This is a genomic window from Azospirillum sp. FG154, from assembly GCF_057809575.1.
Window position 1 is genome coordinate 66,713 of the sequence record NZ_JBMDKF010000027.1, and the last position, 10,061, is coordinate 76,773.

At 65.9% G+C, this 10,061-nt stretch carries 10 protein-coding genes and 1 tRNA gene; 3 read left to right on the forward strand and 8 right to left on the reverse strand.

All coding sequences use genetic code 11. From position 1 onward, the window contains the following. Positions 1-98: 98 nt before the first annotated feature. The 8 genes from ACODS4_RS23530 to dctP form a co-directional block, all read right to left on the reverse strand. Entirely contained in the window at positions 99-833 is a 735-nt protein-coding gene (locus tag ACODS4_RS23530) for a DUF3102 domain-containing protein (protein ID WP_488868106.1), read from the reverse strand. A gap of 2 nt (positions 834-835) precedes the next feature. Continuing rightward, positions 836-1,552, reverse strand: coding sequence for a ParA family protein (locus ACODS4_RS23535; RefSeq protein WP_488868107.1), 717 nt, complete (start codon positions 1,550-1,552; stop codon positions 836-838). 167 nt (positions 1,553-1,719) lie between these two features. Then, positions 1,720-3,078, reverse strand: a complete 1,359-nt coding sequence (locus ACODS4_RS23540) for a malonyl-CoA decarboxylase (RefSeq protein ID WP_488868108.1) — start codon at positions 3,076-3,078, stop codon at positions 1,720-1,722. A gap of 28 nt (positions 3,079-3,106) precedes the next feature. After that, complete coding sequence (locus tag ACODS4_RS23545; RefSeq protein WP_488868109.1) at positions 3,107-4,642, reverse strand: malonate--CoA ligase; 1,536 nt, start codon at positions 4,640-4,642, stop codon at positions 3,107-3,109. A gap of 51 nt (positions 4,643-4,693) precedes the next feature. Further along, complete coding sequence (locus ACODS4_RS23550) at positions 4,694-5,698, reverse strand: dienelactone hydrolase family protein (RefSeq protein WP_488868110.1); 1,005 nt, start codon at positions 5,696-5,698, stop codon at positions 4,694-4,696. A gap of 59 nt (positions 5,699-5,757) precedes the next feature. Beyond that, positions 5,758-7,095 (reverse strand): TRAP transporter large permease, encoded by a 1,338-nt coding sequence (locus ACODS4_RS23555; RefSeq protein WP_488868111.1) that lies wholly within the window; start codon positions 7,093-7,095, stop codon positions 5,758-5,760. Next, entirely contained in the window at positions 7,095-7,655 is a 561-nt protein-coding gene (locus ACODS4_RS23560; protein WP_488868112.1) for a TRAP transporter small permease, read from the reverse strand. Before ACODS4_RS23560 ends, ACODS4_RS23555 begins: the two co-directional genes overlap by 1 nt. Continuing rightward, positions 7,655-8,677 (reverse strand): TRAP transporter substrate-binding protein DctP, encoded by a 1,023-nt coding sequence (gene dctP / locus ACODS4_RS23565; RefSeq protein ID WP_488868113.1) that lies wholly within the window; start codon positions 8,675-8,677, stop codon positions 7,655-7,657. The genes ACODS4_RS23560 and dctP overlap by 1 nt, the downstream gene beginning before the upstream one ends. Positions 8,678-8,764: 87 nt before the next feature. On the opposite strand from dctP, the gene ACODS4_RS23570 reads away from it, so the two are divergent. The 3 genes from ACODS4_RS23570 (at position 8,765) to ACODS4_RS23580 (ending at position 9,885) form a co-directional block, all read left to right on the forward strand. Further along, complete coding sequence (locus tag ACODS4_RS23570) at positions 8,765-8,968, forward strand: hypothetical protein (protein ID WP_488868114.1); 204 nt, start codon at positions 8,765-8,767, stop codon at positions 8,966-8,968. A 48-nt stretch (positions 8,969-9,016) separates the two neighbouring features. Next, positions 9,017-9,718, forward strand: coding sequence for a GntR family transcriptional regulator (locus ACODS4_RS23575; RefSeq protein ID WP_488868115.1), 702 nt, complete (start codon positions 9,017-9,019; stop codon positions 9,716-9,718). A gap of 90 nt (positions 9,719-9,808) precedes the next feature. Next, positions 9,809-9,885 (forward strand) — tRNA-Arg (locus ACODS4_RS23580). The last annotated feature ends 176 nt before the right edge of the window (positions 9,886-10,061 follow it).

Genomic DNA, 10,061 nt, shown 5'->3' on the forward strand with positions numbered 1-10,061 from the left:
CTCGATCATTTCCTTGCCGTGACAGGCTCCCGCGATCCGGGACGTCACGGCGAGGATGATCGGACAGCGGTGTTTTGGCGTGTCCGCGTCGCGCCCGCTCAGCCGATTTTTTCGGCCTCCAGGTCGATGGTGACGGCGCTGTTTTCCCGTTCGGGATCCACGCCATGGTCGCGCAGCAATTCCGCCCGAATCTCGGCCAGCTTGGCTTTGCAGCGGGCGTAGTCCGCCAGCAGCGTCTTGCGCCGATCCGGCGCCGCTTCGGTCTTGGCCGGGCGCAGCGATTGTTTGAAGTCGATCAGTTGCCGACGGGTGACGTCCGGGCGGATCAGCCCGACCGCCTTGGCCCGCTCCAACTCGTCGGGCTTCATGGTGACGATCTGATAGGCGACGCTTTCCGCCCCCGGCAACATCTCCAGCGTCAGGCGCCCGGTGTCGATGGCCTCCGCCACCGCGCGGAAGCGGTAGGCGGTTTCCACCGAGAACGGCATGTCGCTGACGATCATCGCCTCGAACTCGCCATGGGGCAAAGTGTCTTTGGCGCGGTTCAGATAACGGCCAATCGACAGGAATTCCTTGCGGCTGCGGTTCCAGTGATAGCGGATTTCCTGCGCGAACTCCTCGCGGGTGCGGCAGGGCACAATGGCGTCGCTGATGTCCGTCGCCCGGCGGTCGCCCTTGGATGGCGGCAGGGTTGACGGCGGCAAGGTTGACGGTGGGCGGGCGGAGCTTTGCTGAACGGTGGTGGGCGCGGGGCGCGTCGGCGTTTCGCCGCTGACGGGCGGCGCCTTCGGCGCGGCGGCGGCTTTCTTGATGAAGGATTTGACGTTCGCCATGCTCACAGTCCCAACTCGTGCCGCACGAAATACCAAGCCCCCAAACATTCGTCGGCCCCGTTGACCGTGCCGACGTCGACGATGGAGCAACCGATGTCGTCCACCCGGTGCATGTCCTCGATGTCCGGCACCTCGTGCGGCACCAGACGACCGACCCGGCCCAACTCCAGCTTGGCTTCGCGCAGGCTGACCGAACGCCGTTTCACCCGGTTCAGCAGAAAGGCCGCCGGTCGGCCATAATCGCGCAGGAAGCCCATCCAGGGGATGACGCTCATCTTGTCGAAACGCCCGACGCCGGTCGGCACCAGCACCAGATCGGCCCGGCGCAGCAGGATCTTGACGCTTTCGGGAAACAGCTCGACCGAGGGCGGCGTGTCGATGAACACCACGTCATAGACGCTGGCGTCGATGCGGGCCAAGGCCCGTTCCACATCGTCCAACGAGCCTTCGTAATGATCGACGCGGGCGACGTCGTGCGGGCGGCGCAGATCGTGCCACTGGCTGAGCGTGCGTTGCGGATCGAAATCCAGCGTGGCCACCCGCATGCCGTCGCGCGCCGCCGCGACGGCGGTGTTCTTGCAGCTCGTCGTTTTGCCGACCCCACCCTTCGGCGCGCTGTAGACCACCCAGCGGGCGCCGCTGGCGGCTGAATTCTGTACCGGTTTTTCGGCGCGCGGCTTTTGGCGCTTGGTCGCGGCCACGGCGGTCGGGTTGGCCATCGAATCCCCCTAAAACGGCGTTGCACCGTTCTTTTAGCCGATTGCCGAGGGGGCCGGAAGACCAAAAGGACGCCCGCCGCGCGAAGTTTTTCTCCGCGCGCCGGGCGTTTCTGTACCAATGGCGTTACTGGTAACGCTTTTTTCTGTACCGCTCTGGTCGGCTTGCCTCAGGCGGCGGCCACCGCCGTTCCGGTTTCGCTCTTCACCAGCTTGTGCAGGGCGGTGGAGGCCGCGACCTTGCCGCCTTCGGCGTAGGATTCGTGATTCCGTTCGATGTGGCGCAGGTCATAGAGATAATTGACCATCACGCCGTGGGACTGCTTCAGCCCCTTGGCCGACAGGTCGGCCATCGGGTTGATCCGCTCCAACCGGGCGCCGTTGCCCAGATGGAAGCGCGCCACCGGATCGACGGGCCGCCGGTTGGCTCCCTGCGCCTTCAGGAAATAGCGGGCGGCGACGCTTTGCAGCAGCGGGGACAGCGCCTCCACCACCGCCGGGTCGCGGTGCCAGCCGTCGCCGTCGAGCGCCGTCAGGCGGGTCTTTTCCTCCGCGCTCAGCATGCCCGACTCTTTGGCGCGTTCCTTGGCCAGCCACCCGGCGAAGCCCGGCGCGGGCGACAGGGTGACGAAGTTGGTCAGGCCGGGCAGTTCCCGGCTCAGCTCCTGCACCACCTGTTTCAGCAGGAAATTGCCGAAGGAAATGCCCCGCAAGCCGTCCTGGCAGTTGGAGATCGAATAGAAAATCGCCGTCGTCGCCTGCGCCGTCGGCATCGGTTTGCGGTCTTCCGACAACAGCTCCGCGATGGACGAGGCGATGCCGTCGGTCAACGCGATCTCCACGAAGATCAGCGGCTCATCGACCAGTTGCGGGTGAAAAAAGGCGAAGCAACGGCGGTCGGGCGGCTCCAGGCGGCGGCGCAGATCCTCCCAATCATGGATGGCGTGGACCGCCTCGTACCGGATGATCTTGTGCAGAATGTTGGCCGGGGTGGACCAGTCGATCCGCCGCAGAACCAGGAAGCCTCGGTTGAACCAACTGGAAAAGAGATGGGCGAAATCGGCGTCCATCGCGTCGAAGCCGGGAATCAACGCGGCGTGGCGCAACGCCTCCTCGCGCATCCGCACCAGGCTGTGGGTGCCGCCGGGGGCCAGATTCAGGCGGCGGATCAGCTCCTGCCGCCGGGGTTCGGCGGCGACGTGCAGGTCAATCGCCCGGCGGTCGTCGGGATCGGCGGTCCAGGCGGCGATGGCCTGCTCCAGCCGCTTGCGGTCGGGGCCGAACCGCTCGGCCAAGGCCGCCAGAAAGCGTTGCCGCTCAGCCCCATCCGCCGCCGCGTAGCGGGTCAGGATCTCCTGGGCCAGGGCCACGCCCGACGCCTCGCCCCGCCCCGACAGCAGGGCGTCGCACAACCCGATCAGATCCTGCGGGGGGCTGTCGGCGCCGTCGCCGCGCGACAGGCCGACCAGCGCCCGCCCCCGGTCGGCGATGGTTTGCAGAAGATCGCCGAAAAAGGATCCGTCCATCATGCCGCTCCCCCGTTGCGGCGGCGCCCGATCACGCCGCCCGCTTGTCGAAATGGTCCTTGTGGGCGTCGCGCAACAGGTTTTTCTGCACCTTGCCCATGGTGTTGCGCGGCAGTTCGTTGGTGAAGACGACGGCCTTCGGCACCTTGAAGTTGGCGAGCTGCTCTTTGCAGGCGCGCACCACCGCCGCCTCGTCCAGCGCGTCCACCCCCGGCTTGCGCAGGACGACGGCCATGACCGCCTCGCCGAAATCGGGGTGCGGCACGCCGATCACGGCGGATTCGACCACGCCGTCGATGGCGTCGATCACCGTTTCAACCTCTTTGGGATAGACGTTGAAGCCGCCGGAGATCACCAGATCCTTGGCCCGCCCGATGATGTGGACATAGCCGCGCTCGTCGATCTTGCCGACGTCGCCGGTGATGAAATAGCCGTCGGCGCGGAACTCCTGCGCCGTCTTTTCCGGCATCCGCCAATAGCCGATGAAGACGTTCGGCCCCTTCACCTCGATGACGCCGATGGCGCCGGGGGTGGCGATCGGCTCGCCGGTCTTCTCGTCGGCCACGCGGACGGAGACCTCGGGCAGCGGAAAGCCGACGGTGCCGGGAACGCGCTCGCCGCTCAACGGGTTGCTGGTCAGCATGCCGGTTTCGGTCATGCCGTAACGCTCCAGGATCGGCTTGCCCGTGCGCTCGAAAAACTCCCGGTGGGTGTCGGCCAGCAGCGGGGCGGAGCCGGAGATGAACAGCCGCATGTGCGCCGTCGCGTCGCGGGTCAGGCGGTCGTCGGCCAACAGGCGGGTGTAGAAGGTCGGCACCCCCATCATCATGGTGGCGCGCGGCAGCAGGCGAAACACCACGTCGGGGTCGAATTTCGGCTGGAACAGCATGGAGGAGCCGTTCATCAGCACGCAATTGATGGCGACGAACAGGCCGTGCGTGTGGAAGATCGGCAGCATGTGCAGCAGCACGTCGTCGGGCTGGAATCCCCACAAACGGTGCAGCGTCGCCGCGTTGGACGCCAGATTGCGGTGCGTCAGCATCGCCCCCTTCGACCGTCCGGTGGTGCCCGAGGTGTAGAGGATCGCCGCCAGATCGCCCGCCGCGCACGCCACGGTGTCGAAGCCGGTCGGCTTTCCGGCGGCGCGCTCGGTCAAACTGCCCTCGCCAGCGGCCCCCAGCGTCAGCAGCGCGCCGACCCCAGCCTCGTTCGCCGTGTCGCGCAGCCCTTCGGCGGCGGCGGGGGAGCACACGAAGACGCGCGGCGCGGCGTCGGTCAGGAAATAGGCGACTTCGGCGCGGGTGTAGGCGGTGTTCAGCGGCAGATAGGCCGCGCCGACGCGCAGGCAGGCCAGATAAAGAAAGACGGCTTCCGCCGATTTCTCCACCTGCACGGCCACCCGGTCGCCCTTGACCACGCCAAGCTCGCTCAACAGATGGGCGTAACGGGCGCTGGTCGCGGCGAGGTCGGCGTAGCTGAGGACGGTCCCCGACGCCAATTCCAAGAAGGGAGCGGCGGGGTTGGCCGGGAAGCGCGCCGCGACGATGTCGTAAAAATTCTCGCTCATAATGGGTCGTTTCCCTTCAAAGCGGGGAGATGGGCGTCTCCCCGTGCCGATTCAGCCTTTTTTGACAAGCGACAGGATCAGGTCAACCACAGTCTTTTGCGCCGCCGCGCGCGCCTCCGGATTGCCGCCGACCTGCGGGCCTTTCTGGACGCACGCGTCGGTGTAGGCGAAGGGGGCGTTGGTCGCGGTGTTTATCAACTGCCCCGGCGCGCGCTCCTCGATGCTGCATTCCCGCACTGTTTGCGCGGAGGCCGAAACCACCGGGCCGTCGCTCAGCGGCGTGTCGAAGCCGTGATGGGCGTCGGGGTAGCTGGTCAGGGTGACGGCGGCCCCGGCCTTTTGCAAACGCTCCACCTGGGCGGCGCAGGTCCGCAGCGGGTTGTAATCGTCCGCCGCCCCATGAATGAGGTGGATCGGACGGGCCACCGACTTCAGATCGTCGATGTAGCGGGTGGCGCAATCCGGGTAGAAGGGGATGTAGCCCGCGAACTCCGCTCCCGAATGGTTCCACAAAGCGTGAAAACGGGCGAGCGAGGCGTAGAAGGCGGCTTGCCCGCCGCGCGAGAAGCCCATCAGCACGATGCGCTGCGGATCGACGCGCGGGTGCTTGGCCAGAATCTCCAGCGAACGGTAGATGTCGAGGATGAGGTTGAGACGGCCAAGCTTGGCTTGATCGGCGGAGGTGGAGACCAGCCCCCGCCCGGTGAAACCATCAATCGCGAAGGTGGACACGCCTTGCGCGTTCAGCAGCCGCGCCCACATTTCGATGTTCGGCCCCATGCCGCCGGAGCCGTGCATCAGCACGACGACCGGCAAGCGACCCTCCCCTTGCGCCACGCGGAATTCGCCGGTGACGGTGACGGGAACCGCGTTGGCGCTGTCCCCGGTGAGGAATTGCGCGTCGCTGAGGGTCAGCGAGGGGATCGAATGCAGTTCGACCCGGTTGGCGATGGTCGCGCGCTCCTGCGCGGCGGCGGGGGCGAAGGCCGCGCCGAAAGCGGCCAGGGTGAAGACGGCGCCCGCGATGAAGCGGCGCGGGGAAAGACGGGTTGCCACGATGGCGCTCCTTGAACGATGGTGGCCTTTAGCCGAGTGGTTTTCGAGGGAGCGGGCGGTCAGGCCCCGTAAACCCAGCCCGGCAAGGCCGTGGCGATCCCCGGAAAGAAGCAGAGCAGCAGCACGCACAGGATCATCAGGCCGACGAAGGGCATGACTCCCCAGATGACGTCCTTCAGCGGGATGTCGGGGGCGATGTTTTTGATGACGAAGATGTTCAGCCCGACCGGCGGGTGAATCAGCCCCATTTCCATCACCACCATCATGATGACGCCGAACCAGATCAGATCGAACCCGGCGGCGCGCAGCGGCGGCAGGATGATCGGCGCGGTCATCAGGATGATCGACACCGGCGGCAGGAAAAAGCCCAACACCACCACCATCACCAGAATGGCGGCCAACAGAACCCAGCGCGACAGATGCAAGGCGACGATGGCCTCCGCCGCGCTCTGGCTGATGTGCAGATAGCTCATGACGTAGGAATAGAGCAGCGACATGCCGATAATCATCATCAGCATCGTCGATTCCCGCAGGGTCGAGGTCAGCATCGGCCCGAACTGGTCCAACCGATGCGCGCCATAGACCACCGCCACCAGCGCCAAGGCCAGAACCCCGCCCAGCCCCGCCGTTTCCGATGGCGTGGCGAAGCCGCCATACAGCGCCACCATCACGCCGGTCAGCAGAATGACGAAGGGCAGCACGCGCGGCAGCGACGACAGCTTTTCCCGCGTGGTGAAATTCTCTTCCTTCAGCAGCGGCGAGTCCAACCGGCCTTCGCTCAACGCCATCCGCTTTTCCTTGCGGAAGCGGGCCACGGCGTAGACGGCGAACAGCACGACCATCAGCAGGCCCGGCCCGATGCCCGCCAGGAACAGCCGCCCCAGCGATTGCTCCGCCGCCACGGCGTAGAGGATCATGGTGATCGAGGGCGGCAGCAGAATGCCCAGCGTGCCGCCCGCCGCGATGATGCCCGCCGCGAAACCGCCGGAATAGCCGCGCCGCCGCATTTCCGGGATGCCCGCGCTGCCGATGGCCGAGCAGGTGGCCGGGCTGGATCCCGCCATGGCGGCGAACAGGCCGCAGGCGAAGACGTTGGCGACGCCCAAACCGCCCGGCACCTTGTGCAGCCAGGCGTGCAAGGCCGAATAAAGATCGGCGCCCGCCCGCGATTTGCCGATGGCCGCGCCCTTCAGAATGAACAGCGGGATGGTCAGCAGGGTGATGCTGGCCATTTCCTCGTAAACATTCTGCGCCACGGTGTCGAGCGCGGCGGCGGGCATGAAGATCATCATGAACAGCGTCGCCACCAGCCCCAGGGCGAAGGCGATGGGTATCCCGGAAAACAGCACGCCGAAGGTCGCCGCGCCATACATCAGACCCAGTTCCAACGCGCCCATCACCCGGCCTCCCCGTCGGACAGCAGGCTGTCCAGGATTTGCAGAAGAATTTGCAGCGCCAGCAGCGACATGCCCACCGCCATGAAGGAGTAGGGAATCCACAAGGGCGGCGCCCAGGAGGATTGCGTCACCATCCCGTCCTCCCACGCCTCGTGAAACAGGCTCCAGGATTTCCAGGCGAAGAAGGCGCAAAAGCCGAAGGACGCCACGTCGGCGGCGAAGCGGCGGACGCGGTCCACGGCGGGCGGCAGCAGATCGGCGAGCGCGTCGATGGCGACATGGCCGCGCCGCGCCTGCACCCAGGCCGCCGACATGAAGGTGGCCCCGACCAGCAGGAACACCGCCATTTCATCTTGCCAGTCGGCGGCGTGATGGAAGGCGTAGCGCGTCACCGCCTCGTGCGTCAGCACCGCTCCGGCGGCCACCACGGCGACCGAGGCGAGCACGACGACGACGCGGTTGACGAAGGCGAGCGCCGCGCCGATCAACCGCAGAGACGGCGCGCGGACCACCGGCCCGCTGGCTCCGCCAAAGATGAGGTTGCGCTCGGCGGCGGACATCAGACCTGCTCCGCCAGCTTGAGCAGCCGGGCGCCGTCCTTGGTGCGTTCGGCGAAATCCTTCCAAGCCGTCTCGCGGGCGATGTCGGTCCAGCGCCGCACCGCGTCCGCCGTCATGTCGGCGGTGGCGACCCCGGCCTTGCCGTAGATCTGGGCGATGCGGGAGTCGTCCGCCTGCGCGGCGGGATAACCGAAATTCTCCATCTCCAGCCCGACCTGCTCGACCACCTTCTGTTGGTCGGGGGTGAGGGAATCAAAGATGGTCTTCGACATCATCAACGGTTCCAGCATGAACCAATAGCTGTGCTGTTTGGGCACCGTCAGATGCTTGCTCAGCTCTTCCAGTTTGAAGGAAATCAGGCTGGTGGACGACGTGATCGCCGCGTCCACCGCGCCGGTCTGCATGCCCGCGTACAGCTCGTTCGACGGGATGGTGCTGACCGCCGCGCCCGCCGCCTTCAGCATCATGTCCATCTCGCGGCTGCCGCCCCGGATCTTCATGCCTTTCACGTCGTCGGGATTCATCACCGCCCCGGCGCGCGACGCCGTGCCGCCCGCCTGCCACATCCAGGTCAGCAGCTTGACGCCCTTGGAATCCATGATCCGGGTCAACTCTTGACCAATCGGCGCGGTGCGCCAGCGGCGTCCCTGCTCGTAGCTGGTGACGAGGCAGGGCATCAGACCCAAATTCGCCTCCGGCACCTCGCCTCCGGCGTAGGGCATAGGGTAGAACGACAGATCCAACGCCCCCTTCCGCAGCGCGCTGAACTGGGCGAGCGTCTTCATCAGCGAGGAGCTGGGGTAGATCTCGAACCGCAGGGTTCCGGCGGTGCGTTTTTCCACTTCGGCGGCGAAATGGCGGGTGAGGCGGTCGCGGAAATCGCCCTCTTCCAGCGTGCCGCCGGGGAATTGGTGGGAGATTTTCAGCGTGCGGGCGTCCGCCGCCCAACCCAGGCGGGACGCGGCGATGATGGCGGGGGCGGCCAGAGCGGCGCCGACCAGGGCGCGTCGCGAAACGATCATGGTGCAGACCTTTCCAGTCAGCAGGACCTGCCGGAGCGGCGGCGCTGTGTCAGCGGCGGCGTGGGGCGGGCCTGTGGAAACACGAAAATGGCGATGCTGCGGGTCGTCCCGCAGATCCATGGGCTGGTGGCGCTGGTCAGGGACCAGTCAGCGGTGCGGGTCGGCGGCGGGGGGGAACGTCATGGGCTTCCTCCTGTATCGCGTTTATGGATTCTTGCATGCGATATCGTTCTTTATGTATGCCAAACTTTGTTGGGCATGGCAATTGTTTTTGCGTTTGTGTATTCTTGAAACGCGAGATCGGCTAAAATCCGCGCCGCAGAGGAAACAGGAGTCAGCATGACCATGAACGAGAGCGTGAGCGAACGCGCCGAACCCAAGCAGAATCGCGCCGACCAACTGCGCGATCTGATTGAGGAGGACATCGCGTCGGGTCGCCTGCTTCCCGGTTCCCGGCTGGAGGAAAGCGCGCTCGCCGAACGCTTCAGCGTCTCCCGCACCCCGGTGCGCGAGGCGCTGGCGCAACTGGCCTCGGCGGGGCTGGTGGAAATGCGGCCCCGACAGGGCGCGGTTGTGGCGACGCTCAGCGTGGAGAGCATCGTCGAGATGTTCGAGGTGATGGCCAATCTGGAATCGCTGTGCGCCGAGCTGTGCGCCCGCCGGATGACCGCCGCCGACCACGCCAACCTGCTGGCCCTGCACGAGCGCTGCAAGGCGGTCAGCGAGAATGGCGACGTCGAGGCCTATTACCAGGCCAATCGCGAATTCCACGACGCCATTTATGTCGGCAGCCACAACCGCCATCTGGAAGAGATGACGCGGGGCTTGCGGAACCGGGTGTCGTCCTATCGCCGCCTGCAACTGCGCCATCCGGGCCGGATGCGGCGATCCTGGGCTGAACATGACGCGATTGTTCAGGCCATCGTCGCCGGGGATTCCGACGCCGCGCGCGACGTCACCAAACGCCACATCGCCATCCAGGGCGACACCTTCACCGATTTCCTGGCCGCGCTGCGCGTGTCGCGCCTGGACGTGGCCTGAGCGGACGCCTTGTTCGGAATGAGACTTTTCTTTGCGCGAAGTGTTTGCGTTGGCCAAAGCCTTGCGCTATGGTCCGCTTCCGCAGGCGATGGACCCGTAGCTCAGCTGGATAGAGCGCTGCCCTCCGAAGGCAGAGGCCGATGGTTCGAATCCATTCGGGTCCGCCAATTTCCCCGTTGTTTATCAATGCATTGAAGTTCTTCCCCCTCGGGGATCACACGCACGGGCATGTGGAACAATGCATGGACGGGACAAGCATGGCTGTGATCCGCCATTCAGCCATCAACCTTGTAGCGCGCCAAATGGTTTGACGTGATCCGCCAGATGGTTTGACAGTTTCGCG